This window comes from Symbioplanes lichenis, from assembly GCF_030709675.1.
Classification (GTDB): Bacteria; Actinomycetota; Actinomycetes; order Mycobacteriales; family Micromonosporaceae; genus Actinoplanes; species Actinoplanes lichenis.
Window position 1 is genome coordinate 87,796 of record NZ_JAUZQD010000009.1, and the last position, 16,251, is coordinate 104,046.

Sequence of the window (16,251 nt, forward strand, 5' to 3'; positions counted from 1 at the left end):
CGGCGGGGCCGACCCCGGCCCACACAACAGAGCCCGCCCGACCCGGCCGGATCGATGAGCGTCAGAGCAGCTCGGCGGGGTCGACCTGGACGCGGACCGGGAGGGTGGCCTTCTTGGCGCTGCGAACACCGGCGGCCTCGTGGAGGGCGTGCGCGAGCTCGGCGGCGCGCCCCCGGTTGATGCGGACGAGCATGCGTTCCTGCTCGTCGGCCGCCGGGACCGGACCGAGCACCTCGGCGCCGTCCGGGAGGCGGGCGGCGTCGAGCAGCTCGTTGACGGCCTCGGCCTGGCCGGTCAGGCTCACGAACCGTACCGCCGGCGGAAAGCCCAGCTCCCGCCGCTCGGCCAGCTCCCGCGCGGCGAACCAGCCCGGGTCCCACCGCAGCAACGCCTGCACCGGCGCGAGCGAACCGTCGGCGACCACCACCACGCGCCCGCCCCCGCGCCCCGGCTTGGCCAGCGCCGCCGCGGACAACCAGCGCCGCATCGTCTCCTCGGCCGCGCGCAGGTCGGCGCGGGTCAGCAGGGCCCACGTGTCGAGCAGCAGCACCGCACCGTAGCCGCCCTCGGCCACCGGCTCCGCCCCCGGCGTCGACACGACCACCGCGGCGTCCCCGGGAACCGTGTCGAGCACCTCGTCCCGCCCCGAGGTCCGCACCGGAACCCCCGGAAACGCGCGCCCGAGCTCCTCCGCCGTCCGCCGCGCCCCCGTCACCGAGGCCCGCAGCCGCCGTCCGCCGCACGCCGGGCACGAGTAGTCCGCCGCCACCCGCGCACACCAGTGGCAGGTCGGGACGTCCCGGGCGCCGGCGAGCCCCAACGGCCCCGAACAGTGTGGGCACCGGGCCGGGGTCCGGCACTCGGCGCAGGCCACCGACGGCAGGTAGCCCCGGCGTGGCACCTGCACCAGCACCGGGCTCCCCGCCTGCAACGCCTGCCGGGCGGCCTGCCAGGCCAGGCTGGGCAGCCGCGCGGTCACCGCCCCCGGATCGCGGGCCAGCTGCGGATCGTCCCCGGTCGGCGCGATCGCCGGACACCGCACCCGCAGCGTCTCCCGCGTCGCCACGATCTCCTTGGCCCACCCGGTCTCGAGCAACAACTGCGCCTCGCCCGTACGCGCGAAGCCCGCCACCAGCGCCGCACACCCGCTCAACTGCGCCCGGGTCAGCAGCACCTCCCGCGCGTGCGGATAGGGCGCCCGCGGCTCCGCGTGCAGATCGTCCCCGTCGTCCCAGATCACCACCAGCCCGAGCTCCGCCACCGGCGCGAACATCGCCGCCCGCGTCCCCACCACCACCGGCACCTGATGCCGGCCGGCCGCCAGAAAGCGCCGATAACGCTCGGCCGGCCCCGCCGCCGCGTTCAACGCGACGTGCCGCCCCGCCCCGAGCGCCCGCTCCAGCGCCCGGTCGAGCCGCTGCAGATCCCGCGCATCGGCGACGACAACCACCACTCCCCGCCCCGCCCGCACGGTCGCCGCCGCGGCCTCCGCGATCCGAGCCGCCCAGTCCTCCCCGGGCAACGCCGACCACACCGCCCGCGCGGCCCGCCCCTGCTCCAGCGCCTGCAAGAAAGCCGCCCCCGCCGGATACTCCCCCCACCCCCCGGCCACCACCGGCGCCGCAACGCCCGCCGCATCAGACCCCGCGACGACCGAAACGGCGGGCCGGCCGACGGCACCATCGGCGGCAGCGACCCGGGCGGCGGGCAAGCCAACGGCACCATCGGCGGCAGCGAGCCGGGCGGCGGGCTGGGAAGCGACGAGCTCCGCGGAGGACGCGAAAGGCTGCGCAGCGGCGTCGGAGGGCTGCGCGGCGTCGTCGGAAAGCTGCGCGGCGGCAGGGTCCGCGGAAGAGGCGGAAGACTGCGCGGCGCCGGCACCCGAGTGCTGCGCCCGGACGGCAACGACGGGCTGCGCAGCGGTCGAACGCGCGGCGACGGAATGGGCAGCGGTCGGACGCGCGGCGACGGAATGGGCAGCGACGGGCTCAGCGGAGGAGGCGACGGACTGCGCGGCGACGGGCTCCGCGGAAGGAGAGACGGGCTGCGCGGCATCGGAGGGCTGCACGGCGACCGCGTCGGAGCGCTGCGCCCGGACAGAAGCGGCGGGCCGGGCGACAGCGTCGGACGACTGCGCGGCGACGGGCGCCACAGGATGCGCGGCGACGGGCTCCGCGGCGGGCGCCACAAGCTGCGCGGCGTCGGCGCCGGTCGGCTGCGTGGCCGGGGACGGGGGCTTGGCCTCGACCCGGGCGTGGCGTGGTGGGACGGCGAGGCGCAGGACATCGGACAGGTTGCCGGCATAGCGGTCGGCGACAGCCCGGGCCAGGCGGGCGATCTCCGGGTCGAGGACGCGCTCCGGCGACACGACCTTGTCGAGCCAGGCCAGGCGCGCGTGCGCGCTCGACTCGACCCGCTCGAGCAGATAGCCGTTGACCAGCTGACCGGCGAAGCGGACCTTGACGCGGACGCCGGGCTGGGCGGCCTCGTCGTCGTCGGCCGCGATCCGGTAGTCGAAGAGGCGGTCGAGGTGGGGCAGCGGCACCTCGACGCAGACGCGGGCGACCGGCAGCACGGCCGCGGGCTCGCGGTCGCGGGTCGGGGCGCTCTTCGTCGGCACCCGCTTATTCTCCCGCCGGGGTACGACACTTCCGCCCGTTCCACCCCCCGCCGCCCCCGTGACGAAGCCCACCGAACCCGAGGAGGAGCCCGCCGAACCCGAGGAGGAGCCCGCCGAGCCCGTGGAGGAGCCCACCGAACCCGTGGAGGAGCCCACCGAACCCGTGGAGGAGCCCACCGAACCCGAGGAGGAGCCCACCGGCTCAGGGAACAGCGCGGGTGCTCCGGACGGATCCGGAGCACCCGTTCGATCTGTCAACGCGGGATGGCTCAGGCAGCGGCGTTCTTCAGGTCCTGCGCCCGCTCGGTGCTCTCCCACTTCAGGTCGGGCAGCTCCCGGCCGAAGTGCCCGTAGGCCGCCGTCTGCTGGTAGATCGGGCGCTTCAGGTCGAGGTCGCGGATGATCGCGGCGGGGCGCAGGTCGAAGACCTCGTTGATGGCCTTCTCGATGCGCTCGACCGGCACGTTCTCGGTGCCGAAGGTCTCGACGAAGAGCGAGACCGGGTGCGCCTTGCCGATCGCGTACGCGACCTGCACCTCGCACCGCTCGGCCAGCCCGGCGGCGACGACGTTCTTGGCGACCCAGCGCATCGCGTACGCCGCGGAGCGGTCCACCTTCGACGGGTCCTTGCCCGAGAAGGCGCCGCCGCCGTGGCGGGAGTAGCCGCCGTAGGTGTCGACGATGATCTTGCGGCCGGTGAGGCCGGCGTCGCCCATCGGGCCGCCGATCTCGAAGCGGCCGGTCGGGTTGACCAGCAGGCGGTAGTCGCTGGTGTCGAGGTCGAGACCCTCGAGCTCGGGCGCGATGACGTGCTCGCGGATGTCCGGGGTGAGCAGCGACTCGATCGAGATGTCCGCGGCGTGCTGGGTGGACAGGACGACGGTGTCGAGGCGGACCGGCGTGAAGCCGTCGTACTCGATGGTGACCTGGGTCTTGCCGTCGGGCCGCAGGTAGGGCACCGTGCCGTCCTTGCGCACGGCCGACAGCCGGCGGGCCAGGCGGTGGGCGAGGGCGATCGGCAGCGGCATCAGCTCGGGCGTCTCGGAGCAGGCGAAGCCGAACATCATGCCCTGGTCGCCGGCGCCCTGCGCGTCGAGCACGTGCTCGGAGTCGCCGGTGCGCAGCTCGAGCGCGCTGTCGACGCCCTGGGCGATGTCGGGCGACTGCGCGCCGATCGACACGCTCACGCCGCAGGACGCGCCGTCGAAGCCCTTCTTCGACGAGTCGTAGCCGATGCCGAGGATGGTCTCGCGGACGATGCTGGCGATGTCCGCGTACGCCTGCGTCGTCACCTCGCCGGCCACGTGCACCTGACCGGTCGTGATCAGCGTCTCGACCGCGACGCGGCTCGTGGGGTCCTGCCGCAGCAGGGCGTCGAGAATGCCGTCGCTGATCTGGTCAGCGATCTTGTCCGGGTGGCCTTCCGTGACCGACTCGGAAGTGAAAAGGCGGCGTGCCACGGTGCTCCTCAGAATTCGTCGAAGTTTCGTTCCGCGGCAGTCTAGTCACCGCGGCTCGAGTGCCGCTTGCCCGGTGTCAGGGCATCCCATCCTGGTCGGCCCGCGCCACCAGACGCGAGGCGACCTCGTCCCAAATCCTGTCGGCCACATCGTCTTTGGGGAGTTTGCCGAGGGCCGTGGACGACCCGTCGGCGCCCAGGATCGTGACCGTGTTGTCGTCGGCGCCGAACACCTGATCGGTGCCCACCTCGTTGACCACGATGAGGTCGGCGCGCTTGCGGGCCAGTTTCCCGCGCGCGTTCTCCAGGGCGTCGTGCGTCTCGGCGGCGAACGCCACGAGCAGCTGCCCGGATCGTTTCGCCGCGCCCAGTTCGGCCGCGATGTCGGGATTGGTGACCAGCTCGACAACGGGCGCCGTACCGTCGGCGCTTTTCTTGATCTTCTGCTCCGCGACCGACGCGGGCCGGAAGTCGGCCGGGGCGGCGGCCATGACGACGACGTCCGCGTCCGCGAAGGCCGCGACGGTCGCCTTGCGCAGCTCCTCGGTCGTGGACACGCGCACCACGGCGGCGCCGGCCGGGTCGGGCAGCGCGACGTTCGCGGCGACGACGGTCACCTCGGCCCCCCGGGCCACCGCCGCGCGGGCGAGGGCGTAGCCCTGCTTGCCCGAGGACCGGTTGCCCAGGAACCGTACGGGATCCAGCGGCTCCCGCGTCCCACCCGCCGTGACCACCACATGGCGTCCCGCGAGGTCGGCGGCGAAGGACGGACGCAACGCGCGCACCGAGAGAGCAAAGATGGCCGGCGGATCCGGCAGCCGCCCCTTACCCGTGTCGGCGCCGGTGAGCCGCCCCACGGCCGGCTCGATGACGATCACGCCGCGCGACCGCAGCGTGGCGACGTTCGCGCGGGTGGCGGGGTTCTCCCACATCTCGGTGTGCATCGCGGGCGCGAGCACCACCGGGCACGTGGCGGTGAGCAGCGTGGTGGTCAGCAGGTCGTCGGCGATGCCGTGCGCGGCCTTGGCGATCAGGTCGGCCGTGGCGGGCGCGACGACGACGAGCTCCGCGGCCCGGCCGATGCGCACGTGCGGCACCTCGTGCACGTCGGCCCACACCTCGGTGGCGACCGGACGGCCCGACAGCGCGGCCCAGGTGGGCTCGCCGACGAACTTCAGCGCCGCGGCGGTCGGCACCACGCGCACGCCGTGGCCCGACTCGGTGAAGAGCCGCAGCAGCTCACACGCCTTGTAGGCGGCGATGCCCCCGCCGACCCCGAGGACGACCTCGGCCATGACAACCCCCACGCGGACGAAATCAAGAAACCCGCGCCCGCAGAACGCGGACGCGGGTCTCAGGAAAGCATGATCACGGGTTGTCGGTCGCCTCGGCGGTCAGCAGCCCGGCGTTGATCTCGCGCATCGCGATGGAGAGCGGCTTCTCCTGCGGCGTCGTCTCCACGAGGGGCCCGACGTATTCCAGCAGGCCCTCGCCGAGCTGGCTGTAGTAGGCGTTGACCTGGCGGGCGCGCTTGGCCGCGAAGATCACCAGCGAGTACTTCGACGAGGTCTTGTCGAGCAGCTCGTCGATCGGCGGGTTGGTGATGCCTTCGGGGTTGGCGATGGTTCCCACGAAAATGACGTCCTAACGTTAAAGCTGTTCGGGAGTCAGGAATGACGAACCGAGCAATCCTACCAGCTCATCGGCCGCCCGCTCGACGAAGTCGTTGACGACCGTGCGGTCGAACTCCTTCTCGGCGGCCAGCTCCTCGTCCGCGTGGGCCAGCCGGCGGCGGATCGTGTCCTCGTCCTCGGTGCCCCGGCCGACCAGGCGGCGGTGCAGCTCCTCGACGCTGGGCGGCGCGAGAAAGACGAGCTGGGCGTCGGGCATGGTGGCCCGCACCTGGCGCGCGCCCTGCAGGTCGATCTTCAGCAGCACCGGGCGGCCGTTGGACAGCCAGCCCTCCACCTGCGCGCGGGGCGTCCCGTAGAGGTTGCCCGCGAACTCGGCCCATTCCAGCAACTGGTCGCCGTCGATCAGGCGCTGGAACTCGGACCGCGTGACGAAGTGGTAATGCTCGCCGTCGGTCTCGTAGTCGCGCTTCTTGCGGGTCGTCACCGACACCGAAAGCTTGATCCATGGCGAGCGCGCCCGGATCAACTCGATCACGCTGTCCTTGCCGACCCCGGAGGGGCCGGAGAGGACGGTGAGTCGGGCCGCCGGGCGCGCGTCGTCATCCATGCTCACGGCTCATTACTACACGAGCCGCCGAGTCAGTTCGCAGCGAACTCCCCCAGGAGGGCCTTACGCTGCTGCTCGCCGAGGCCACGGAGGCGACGGCTGTCGGCGATCTTGAGCTTCTCCATGATCTGGGTGGCCCGGATCTTGCCGATGCCCGGCAGCGCCTGGAGCACGGCCGAAACCTTCAGCTTGCCGACGACGTCGTCGCCCTCGGCCCGGTCGAGCACGGCGGCGAGGGTGGTCTTGCCGGACTTGAGCTGTTCCTTCAGCTCGGCCCGGGCCTTGCGAATCTCCGCGGCCTTCTCCAGCGCGGCTGCACGCTGCTCGGGGCTCAGTGACGGGAGCGGCACCAGTTCTCCTCAGGTCCCTATCGCGCTGGCAGTTCAATACCGGCGCTTCTGTGAAACGTGGTGTGCCAGGGAACCAAAGGGGCATGTGGTTCCCGGCGCCGGGAAAACTAGCGGTCAATCAGCCTTTCGGCAACGTGGGGGTACCCCTCACGCCGATGCGGCCGGGCCTGCTAGGCAGCCTGTTTCACCCGATCACGGCCCGGCAGGCGGCCTCGGCGCGGTCCGCCGCGGCCCGCAGCGCGGCGATGTCCGGGCCCGCCGAGAGAACCTCCCGTGAGTAGGAGGGCAGCACGTTCCGCAGGCTTTCCCCGAAAATTTCGCGGAGCCCGGCGGGGTCGCCGCCCTGCGCCCCGAGGCCCGGCGCGAGCAGCGCGCCGTTGATCTTCGAGAGGTCGTGCCCGGTGCGCCCGATCGTCGCGCCGACCACCGCGCCGATGCTGCCGAGCGGCTCCGCACCCGCGTTGAGCTGGGAAATCTCGTCGATCACGGTCTGCGCGACGCTGCGCCCGTCCGCCCCGACGGCGTGCTGGACGGCCGGCCCCTCGGGGTTCGACGTCAGCGCGAGCACAAACACACCACGTCCGTAAGTGGCCGCCAAGTCGAAGGCGGGCCGTAGCGAGCCGACACCGAGGAAGGGACTGACAGTAATGGCATCGACACTGAGCGCACTGTCCGGATCGAGATAGGCAGACGCGTACGCGGACATCGTCGAGCCGATGTCGCCGCGCTTCACGTCGAGAAGTACCAGCCCACCGGCCTGACGTGACTGTCGGATAATTGACTCAAGGATCGCGATGCCACGTGATCCAAATCTCTCGAAGAAGGCCGACTGCGGCTTGAGCACGGCGACCCGATCGGCCAGTGCTTCGACGGCCGTGAAGCTGAAGCGTTCGAGGCCGGCGAGGTCGTCGGACAGGCCCCAGCTCGCCAGCAGCGCCGGGTGCGGATCGATGCCGACGCACAGCGGGCCCCGGGTGTCGAGGGCGGTGCGGAGCCGGCTGCCGAAGGTCTCCATGACTGGTGATCCCCTTTCGGTGGACGCGGGTGTCGGGTGGCAGACACCGCCAACGCACCCGAAGCGGTAGAGAGCGGCGCTGAGAGCCCGCTGTGCGGCACAGAACGCTGTACCGCACAGGCGGGTCTAGGAGAGGCGGGTCCGGGCTGCTGCACGGACGAGCGCGGGCCCGCGATAGATGAACCCCGTGTAGAGCTGCACCAGCGCCGCCCCCGCGTCGAACATCCGCGCGGCGTCGTCGGCGTCGAGGATCCCGCCGACCCCGATGATCGGCAGCCGCCCGCCGGTCTCGTCGTGGACGAACCGCACGGTCTTGAGGGCGAGCGAGGTCAGCGGCCGCCCGGACAGCCCGCCGGCCTCCGCCGCGCGCGGGGCGTCGGCCGCCGCCAGCCCGTCCCGGCCCAGCGTCGTGTTGGTCGCGATCACTCCGGCCGCCCCGTAGGCCAGGCAGACCTCGAGCACCTCGGCGATCGCCGGCTCGGTCAGGTCGGGCGCGATCTTGACGAGCACCGGCGTCTTGCCGACCAGCGCGCCCAGCAAAGTGGACAAGAAGGACTTGTCCTGCAGGGTACGCAGCCCCGGCGTGTTCGGCGACGACACGTTGATCGCGATGTAGTCGGCGTGCGGCGCCAGCAGCTCGTACGACGCCAGGTAGTCCGGCACCGCCTCGTCCAGCGGCGTAACTTTCGACTTGCCGAGCGAAATTCCGAGCGGCACCCCGATCGGGCCGGTGGCCGCGAGCCGGGCCGCCAGCGCCGCCGCCCCGTCGTTGTTGAAGCCCATCCGGTTGATCACGGCCTCGCTGTCCCGGAGCCGGAAGAGCCGGGGCTTGTCGTTGCCGGGCTGGGCGTGCGCCGTGACCGTGCCCACCTCGACGAAGCCGAAGCCGAGCGCGGGCCACGCGGGCAGGGCGTGACCGTTCTTGTCCATCCCGGCGGCGAGCCCGACCGGGTTGGGGAAGCGCACGCCGAAGACCTCGGTGGGCGCGCTCACCGCGTACCGGCGGCGTAGCAGCGACAACGCGGCCGGCGGCATTCCGGCCAGCCGGTCCAGGGTGAACTGGTGCGCCTTCTCGGCGTCGCCGCCGCCCACCCGGAAGAGGACCGGGCGGACGGCGGACTCGAACAAGGTCACTCGCTCTCCCGCAGCATCGCGTGCAGCTCCTGCAGCGGCCGGACGGTCATGCCGCCGCCCAGCAGCGCCTCGATGCCCAGCACCGCCGCGGCCACGCCGGGCACGGTGGTGATGCTCGGGATGTCGTTCGTGACGGCGGCGCTGCGGATCTCGTACCCGTCGGAGCGGGCCCCGGCGCCGGAGCCCTGCGGCGTGTTGATGATCAGCGCGATCTCGCCCGCCGCGATGAGCGCCACGGCGTTCTGCGCCGACTTCTCGAAGTGCTTCGGGACGACCTCGCACGCGATGCCGTAGCGGCGCAGCACCTCGCCGGTGCCCGCCGTGGTGACGATCGTGAACCCGAGGTCGGCCAGGCGCTTGACCGGGAAGACGATCGCACGCTTGTCCCGGTTGGCGACCGAGACGAAGACCTTGCCGCTGGTCGGCAACGACCCGTAGGCCGCCGCCTGCGACTTGGCGAACGCCGGGCCGAAGCCGGGGTCGATGCCCATGACCTCGCCGGTGGACTTCATCTCGGGGCCGAGCAGGCTGTCGACGCCCTTGCCGGCGGGGGTGCGGAACCGCTTGAACGGCAGCACCGCCTCCTTGACGGCCACCGGCGCGTTCTCCGGGACCACCCCGCCGTCCCGGTGGCGGAGCAGCATGCCCTCGTCGCGCAGCTCCTTGATCGTCGCCCCGAGCATGATCCGGGCGGCGGCCTTCGCCAGCTGCACGGCGGTCGCCTTGGACACGAAGGGTACGGTCCGCGAGGCGCGCGGGTTGGCCTCCAGCACGTAGAGCTGGTCGTCCTTGAGCGCGTACTGGACGTTGAGCAGGCCCTTGACCCCCACGCCGCGGGCGATCGCCTCGGTGTAGCGGCGCACCTCGGCGAGGTGCGGGCCGGCCAGCGTCACCGGCGGCAGCGAGCAGGACGAGTCGCCGGAATGGATGCCGGCCTCCTCGATGTGCTCCATCACGCCGCCGAGGTAGACCTCGCCGGTGGCGTCGCACAGCGCGTCGACGTCGATCTCGATCGCGTCGTCGAGGAACCGGTCGACCAGCACCGGGTGGTCCGGCGAGATCTCGGTGGCGCGCTCGATGTAGCCGGCCAGCGTCGGCTCGTCGTACACGATCTCCATGCCGCGCCCGCCGAGCACATAGGACGGGCGGACCAGCACCGGGTAACCGATCGTGTCGGCGATCGCCTTGGCCTCGTCGAAGGAGGTCGCCGTGCCGTGCTCCGGCGAGCGCAGCCCGGCCTTGGCCAGCACAGCCCCGAACGCCCCGCGGTCCTCCGCCAGGTCGATCGACTCGGGCGAGGTGCCGACGATGGGTACGCCCGCCGCCTTCAGCCGCGCGGCCAGCCCCAGCGGCGTCTGCCCGCCGAGCTGCACGATGACCCCGACCACGCCCGGGCCCCCGGCCGCCTTGCCCGACGAGTCCTCCGCGTGCACGACCTCGAGCACGTCCTCGAAGGTCAGCGGCTCGAAGTAGAGCCGGTCGGCGGTGTCGTAGTCGGTGGACACCGTCTCGGGGTTGCAGTTGACCATGACGGTCTCGAACTCGCCCTTGAGCGCCTGCACCGCGTGCACGCACGAGTAGTCGAACTCGATGCCCTGGCCGATGCGGTTCGGCCCCGAGCCCAGGATCAGCACCTTGGGCCGGTCGCTGGGCGCGACCTCGGTCTCCTCGTCGTACGTCGAGTAGTGGTACGGCGTGTTCGCCTCGAACTCCGCGGCGCACGTGTCGACCGTCTTGTAGACCGGGCGGACGCCGAGGCGGTGGCGCAGCGTACGGACGCCGTCCTCGCCCGCGAGCTCGGGGCGCAGCGCCGCGAGCTGCCGGTCGGAGATCCCGGACCGCTTCGCCTTGCGCAGCAGCTCCTCGTCCAGCACGGGAGCGTCCAGGATCCGGGTACGCAGGTCGACCAGCGCCTGGATCTCGTCGAGGAACCACGGGTCGATGCCGCCGCTGGCCTCGTGCACCTGCTCGACGGTCGCGCCCAGCCGCAGCGCCGCCTCGACCGTGTAGAGCCGGCCGTCGTGCGGCACCCGCATCGCGGCCAGGGCCTCGTCGGCGCTCTCGAAGGTCGGCGCGGTCCAGAAGCCCGCCGCCTTGGTCTCCATCGAGCGCATCGCCTTGTTGAGCGCCTCGGCGAAGTTGCGGCCCAGGCTCATCGCCTCGCCGACCGACTTCATCGTGGTGGTCAGCTCGGCGTCGGCGCCGGGGAACTTCTCGAACGCGAACCGCGGGATCTTGACGACCACGTAGTCCAGCGCCGGCTCGAAGGCCGCCGGCGTCTTGAGCGTGATGTCGTTGGGGATCTCGTCGAGCGTGTAGCCGATGGCCAGCTTGGCGGCGATCTTCGCGATCGGGAAGCCGGTGGCCTTGGACGCCAGCGCGCTGGAGCGGGAGACGCGCGGGTTCATCTCGATGACGACCAGGCGCCCGTCGCGCGGGTTGATCGCGAACTGGATGTTGCAGCCGCCGGTGTCCACGCCGACCTCGCGCAGCACCCGGATGCCCAGGTCGCGCAGGTCCTGATACTCCCGGTCGGTGAGGGTCATGGCGGGCGCCACGGTCACGCTGTCACCCGTGTGTACGCCCATCGGGTCGACGTTCTCGATCGAGCACACGACCACGACGTTGTCGTTCTTGTCGCGCATCAGCTCGAGCTCGTACTCCTTCCAGCCGAGCACGCTCTCCTCGATCAGCACCTCGTGCACCGGGGAGGCGGCCAAGCCGGAGCCGGCGATGCGTTCGAGGTCCTCGTCGGTGTGCGCCATGCCGGAGCCGAGGCCGCCCATGGTGAACGACGGGCGGATGACCACGGGCAGGCCGAGCTCCGCCACGGTCGCCTTGACCTCGTCCATCGAGTGGCAGACCCGGCTGCGCGGGGTCTCGCCGCCGGCCTTGGCGACGATGTCCTTGAACAGCTGCCGGTCCTCGCCGCGGTTGATCGCGTCGATGTTGGCGCCGATCAGCTCGACGCCGTACTTCTCGAGGATGCCGCCCTCGTGCAGGGCGACCGCCGCGTTGAGGGCCGTCTGGCCGCCCAGCGTGGGCAGGATCGCGTCGGGGCGCTCCTTGGCGATGACCAGCTCGAGGAACTCCGGGGTGATCGGCTCGACGTAGGTGGCGTCGGCGAACTCGGGGTCCGTCATGATCGTCGCGGGGTTGGAGTTGACCAGGGAGACGCGCAGCCCCTCGGCCCGCAGGACCCTGCAGGCCTGGGTGCCCGAGTAGTCGAACTCGCAGGCCTGGCCGATCACGATCGGCCCGGAGCCGATCACCATGACGTGCTGGATATCGGTGCGCTTCGGCATCAGCGGGCCTCCACCTTCTCGACGAGCTCCACGAACCGGTCGAACAGGTAGTCCGCGTCGTGCGGACCCGCGGCGGCTTCGGGGTGGTACTGGACGGTGAACGCGGGGACCTCGAGCGCCCGCAGGCCCTCGACCACGTTGTCGTTGAGGCAGACGTGAGAGACCTCCACGCCGCCGAAGTTCGTGTCGATGACCGTGTTGAGCGGCGCGTCGACCGCGAACCCATGGTTGTGGCTGGTCACCTCGACCTTGCCGGTCGTCTTGTCGAACACCGGCTGGTTGATGCCGCGGTGGCCGTAGCCCAGCTTGTAGGTGCCGAAGCCCAGCGCGCGGCCGAGGATCTGGCTGCCGAAGCAGATGCCGAAGAGCGGCACCTTGCGGGTCAGCACCTCACGCGCCAGCGCGACCGGCCCGTCGGCCGTGGCCGGGTCACCCGGGCCGGGCGACAGGAACACCGCGTCGGGGCTGACCGCGAGCATCTCCTCGATCGACGTCGTTGCCGGGAAGACGTGCGTGGTCACGCCGCGCTCGGCCAGCCGGCGCGAGACGTTGCGCTTGATGCCGAGGTCCAGCGCGGCAACCGTGTAGCGGTGCTCGCCGACGGCATCGACGGTGTAACGCGACGACGTGGTGACCTCGGCGGAGAGGTCGGCGCCGGTCATCTCGGGCGCGGCCTGCACGCGGCTGAGGAGCGACCGCGGGTCGAGGTCCACGGTGGAGATTCCCACCCGCATCGCCCCGCGCGACCGGAGGTGGCGGGTCAGGGCGCGGGTGTCGACGCCGCTGATGCCCACGACACCCTCGGCGGCCAGGCGCTCGCCCAGGTCGCCGGTCGAGCGCCAGTTGGAGGGCCGGCGCGCGGGGTCGCGGACGACATAGCCGGCCACCCACATCTTCGAGGACTCGTCGTCCTCGGCGTTGACGCCGGTGTTGCCGATCTGCGGCGCGGTCTGCACGACGACCTGCCGGTGGTAGGACGGGTCGGTCAGCGTCTCCTGGTAACCGGTCATGCCGGTGGTGAAGACCGCCTCGCCGAAGGTCTCCCCCTCGGCGCCGTAGGACTCACCGGAGAACGTGCGCCCGTCCTCGAGGACGAGGATTGCTTTCTTCACTTCACGGCCTTTCCGTCCAGGACCGTCGGAACTCCCCGGAGGAAGGTCGCCACGATGCGACCCGGCAGGGTGGTGCCCGCGTACGGTGTGTTGCGACTGCGGCTGGCCAGCTCGGACGGGTCGACGACCCGCCGCGCGGACGGGTCCACGAGCGTCAGGTTGGCCGGCGACCCGGCCGTGAGTTCCCCGCCGTGTCCGTCCAAACCAACGATCTTGGCGGGGGTACGGGACATGCGGTCGGCGATGAGGTCCCAGCGCTCGCCCAGGACGCTGAGCACGACCGGGAGGGCCGTCTCCAGGCCCACCATGCCGGGGCGCGCGTACGCCCACTCGCACTCCTTGTCCTGCACGGCGTGCGGAGCATGGTCGGTCGCGACCACGTCGATCACCCCGTCGACGAGCGCCTGACGCAGCGCCTCGACGTCGGCCCGCGTACGCAGAGGTGGGTTGACCTTGAAGACCGGGTCGTAGCTGGCGGCCAGCTCGTCGGTCAGCAGCAGGTGGTGCGGGGTGACCTCGGCCGTCACGCGCACGCCGCGGGCCTTGGCCTGGCGCAGCACCTCGACCGACCCGGCCGTGGACACGTGGCAGACGTGCAGGCGGCTGCCCACGTGCTCGGCCAGCAGCACGTCGCGGGCGATGATCGCCTCCTCGGCGACCGCCGGCCAGCCCGTGAGCCCGAGGCGCGTGGACACCTCGCCCTCGTGCATCTGCGCGCCCTCGGTGAGCCGGGGCTCCTCGGCGTGCTGGGCGATGATGCCGTCGAACGCCTTGACGTATTCGAGCGCCCGGCGCATCAGCCGCGGGTCGGCGACGCAGAAGCCGTCGTCGGAGAAGATCCGGACGTTCGCGGCGGAGGTGGCCATCGCCCCCAGCTCGGCCAGCTGCGTGCCGGCCAGCCCGACCGTGACCGCGCCGATCGGCTGCACGTCGACCAGCCCGGCCTCGCGGCCCAGGCGCCAGACCTGCTCGACCACGCCCGCGGTGTCGGCGACCGGCGACGTGTTCGCCATCGCGCAGACCGCCGTGTAGCCGCCGAGGGCCGCCGCGCGCGACCCGGTCTCGACCGTCTCGGCGTCCTCGCGGCCCGGCTCGCGCAGGTGCGTGTGCAGGTCGACCAGCCCGGGCAGCGCGACGAGCCCGTCGGCGTCGATCGTCTCGTCGGCCTTTCCGCCGTCGGCGATGATGCCGTCACGGATGACGAGGTCTTGCTTCGCGCCGCCCAGAACGGAGACGCCTTTCAGGAGATACGAGGTCACGCCTTGCCTCCGAGCAGCAGGTAGAGAACCGCCATCCGGGCGCTGACCCCGTTGGCGACCTGTTCGACGATGGTGGAGCGGGTGGAGTCGGCCACCTCGGGCGCGATCTCCATGCCCCGGTTCATCGGCCCGGGGTGCATGACGATCGCGTGCTCCGGCAGCTTCCTCATGCGCGGGGCGTCGAGCCCGTAACGGCGGCTGTACTCCCGGGCCGAGGGGAAGTAGGAGTCCTGCATCCGCTCGGTCTGCACGCGCAGCATCATCACGACGTCCGCCTCGGGCAGGACGCTGTCGAGGTCGTACGACACCTTGGTGGCCGGCGAGAGCGCGGCGGCGATGTCCACCGGGATGAGCGTGGGCGGGCCGACCAGCGTCACCTGCGCGCCCAGCGTCGTGAGCAGCAGGACGTTGGACCGGGCGACCCGGCTGTGCAGCACGTCGCCCACGATCGCGACCCGCAGGCCGTCGATCTTCCCGAGCCGGGACCGCATCGTGTACGCGTCCAGCAGCGCCTGCGTCGGGTGCTCGTGCGTCCCGTCGCCCGCGTTGACCACCGACCCGTCCACCCACTGGGCGAGCCGGTGCGGGGCGCCGGAGGCGGGGTGCCGGATGACGACCGCGTCCGCGCCCATGGCCTGCAGAGTCAGCGCCGTGTCCTTGAGGCTCTCGCCCTTGGAGACGCTGGAGCCCTTGGCCGAGAAGTTGATGACGTCGGCCGAGAGCCGCTTGGCCGCGGCCTCGAACGAGATCCGCGTGCGCGTGGAGTCCTCGTAGAAGAGGTTGACGACCGTCCGCCCGCGCAGGGTCGGCAGCTTCTTGACCTCGCGGCCGGCGAGGGCGGCCATCTCCCCGGCGGTGTCGAGGATCAGCGTGGCGGTGTCCGCGTCCAGGTCGGCCGCGGAGCGGAGATGCTTGATCATGCGACGCCTCCGAACAGCTTGACCTCGTCCACGCCGTCGTCGGTCTCCGCGAGCCGGACGCGAACCTTCTCGGCGAGCGCGGTCGGGATGTTCTTGCCCACGTAGTCGGCGCGGATCGGCAGCTCGCGGTGGCCGCGGTCGACGAGCACGGCCAGCTGCACCGAGCTGGGCCGGCCGACGTCGTTGAGGGCGTCGAGCGCCGCCCGGACCGTGCGGCCCGAGAACAGCACGTCGTCGACGAGGATCACTCTGCGTCCGTCCAGGCCGTCGCCGGGGATCTCCGTACGCCCGAGCGCGCGCGTCGCGTGCAGCCGCAGGTCGTCGCGGTAGAGCGTGATGTCGAGCGCCCCGACGGGAACCTCCACGCCCTCGAAGGCGTGGATGCGCGCGGCGAGCCGGCGGGCGAGCGGGACGCCCCGGGTCGGAATGCCCAGAAGGACAGTGCCCGTTGCCCCGGAGGTCTTCTCGAGGATCTGATGGGCGATGCGGTCGACGACGCGGTGCAGATCGGCGCCGGAGAGAATGACCTTGGAGGAGATGTGCTCGGTGTCAGCGCGTGGTTGAGCCACGGCGGACCTCCTTCCCCGCCTCACGGGACGGGTCGTTAAAGGACGTCGGCGGACCCCCCGATCATGGGCGGCCCGATGCCTGACGCTACGTTACCAGTGAGCGCAGCGTTGACCATGGTGACGTGGCCTACCCACGGGATCAGACGGACGAATGCGGACAACTCACGGCCGGGGTCGGCGATTCATAGGTAACCGACACTTGACCGGCGGTCGCAAACTCCGTACCGTCACGCAGCGTAGCGATCCGGAGGAAGAACCCTCCGGGCC

13 protein-coding genes are annotated in these 16,251 nt (G+C 71.8%); all 13 read right to left on the minus strand.

The features are described 5' to 3' along the window. Positions 1-61 precede the first annotated feature (61 nt). The 13 genes from RAN62_RS22320 to pyrR all read right to left on the minus strand — a co-directional run bounded on the left by RAN62_RS22320 (position 62) and on the right by pyrR (position 15,984). Positions 62-2,575 carry a primosomal protein N' family DNA-binding protein gene (locus RAN62_RS22320; RefSeq protein ID WP_305786934.1) on the minus strand — a complete coding sequence of 838 codons (2,514 nt, stop codon included), beginning with the start codon at positions 2,573-2,575 and terminating at the stop codon, positions 62-64. 314 nt (positions 2,576-2,889) lie between these two features. Then, positions 2,890-4,080 carry a methionine adenosyltransferase gene (gene metK, locus RAN62_RS22325; RefSeq protein ID WP_305786665.1) on the minus strand — a complete coding sequence of 397 codons (1,191 nt, stop codon included), beginning with the start codon at positions 4,078-4,080 and terminating at the stop codon, positions 2,890-2,892. Positions 4,081-4,156: 76 nt separating this feature from the next. Beyond that, entirely contained in the window at positions 4,157-5,374 is a 1,218-nt protein-coding gene (coaBC, locus tag RAN62_RS22330; protein ID WP_305786935.1) for a bifunctional phosphopantothenoylcysteine decarboxylase/phosphopantothenate--cysteine ligase CoaBC, read from the minus strand. A gap of 73 nt (positions 5,375-5,447) precedes the next feature. Further along, entirely contained in the window at positions 5,448-5,711 is a 264-nt protein-coding gene (gene rpoZ / locus RAN62_RS22335) for a DNA-directed RNA polymerase subunit omega (protein WP_015623990.1), read from the minus strand. Positions 5,712-5,729: 18 nt separating this feature from the next. Continuing rightward, on the minus strand, positions 5,730-6,320 hold the full coding sequence (gene gmk / locus RAN62_RS22340; protein WP_305786666.1) for a guanylate kinase: 591 nt from the start codon (positions 6,318-6,320) through the stop codon (positions 5,730-5,732). A gap of 32 nt (positions 6,321-6,352) precedes the next feature. Beyond that, on the minus strand, positions 6,353-6,670 hold the full coding sequence (gene mihF, locus RAN62_RS22345) for an integration host factor, actinobacterial type (protein ID WP_305786667.1): 318 nt from the start codon (positions 6,668-6,670) through the stop codon (positions 6,353-6,355). Between the two features lie 184 nt (positions 6,671-6,854). Further along, positions 6,855-7,685, minus strand: coding sequence for an orotidine-5'-phosphate decarboxylase (pyrF, locus tag RAN62_RS22350; protein WP_305786668.1), 831 nt, complete (start codon positions 7,683-7,685; stop codon positions 6,855-6,857). A gap of 126 nt (positions 7,686-7,811) precedes the next feature. Beyond that, positions 7,812-8,819, minus strand: coding sequence for a quinone-dependent dihydroorotate dehydrogenase (locus RAN62_RS22355; RefSeq protein WP_305786669.1), 1,008 nt, complete (start codon positions 8,817-8,819; stop codon positions 7,812-7,814). Continuing rightward, entirely contained in the window at positions 8,816-12,124 is a 3,309-nt protein-coding gene (carB, locus tag RAN62_RS22360) for a carbamoyl-phosphate synthase large subunit (protein WP_305786670.1), read from the minus strand. The genes RAN62_RS22355 and carB overlap by 4 nt, the downstream gene beginning before the upstream one ends. Further along, positions 12,124-13,236, minus strand: a complete 1,113-nt coding sequence (gene carA / locus RAN62_RS22365; protein ID WP_305786671.1) for a glutamine-hydrolyzing carbamoyl-phosphate synthase small subunit — start codon at positions 13,234-13,236, stop codon at positions 12,124-12,126. The genes carB and carA overlap by 1 nt, the downstream gene beginning before the upstream one ends. After that, a complete protein-coding gene (locus tag RAN62_RS22370) occupies positions 13,233-14,495 on the minus strand; it encodes a dihydroorotase (protein WP_305786672.1) in 1,263 nt (420 codons plus the stop codon). Before RAN62_RS22370 ends, carA begins: the two co-directional genes overlap by 4 nt. Next, positions 14,492-15,415 carry an aspartate carbamoyltransferase catalytic subunit gene (locus tag RAN62_RS22375; RefSeq protein WP_305786673.1) on the minus strand — a complete coding sequence of 308 codons (924 nt, stop codon included), beginning with the start codon at positions 15,413-15,415 and terminating at the stop codon, positions 14,492-14,494. Before RAN62_RS22375 ends, RAN62_RS22370 begins: the two co-directional genes overlap by 4 nt. Continuing rightward, positions 15,412-15,984: a bifunctional pyr operon transcriptional regulator/uracil phosphoribosyltransferase PyrR gene (gene pyrR, locus RAN62_RS22380; protein ID WP_305786674.1), complete on the minus strand. Its 573-nt coding sequence runs from the start codon at positions 15,982-15,984 to the stop codon at positions 15,412-15,414. Before pyrR ends, RAN62_RS22375 begins: the two co-directional genes overlap by 4 nt. Between the last annotated feature and the right edge of the window lie 267 nt (positions 15,985-16,251).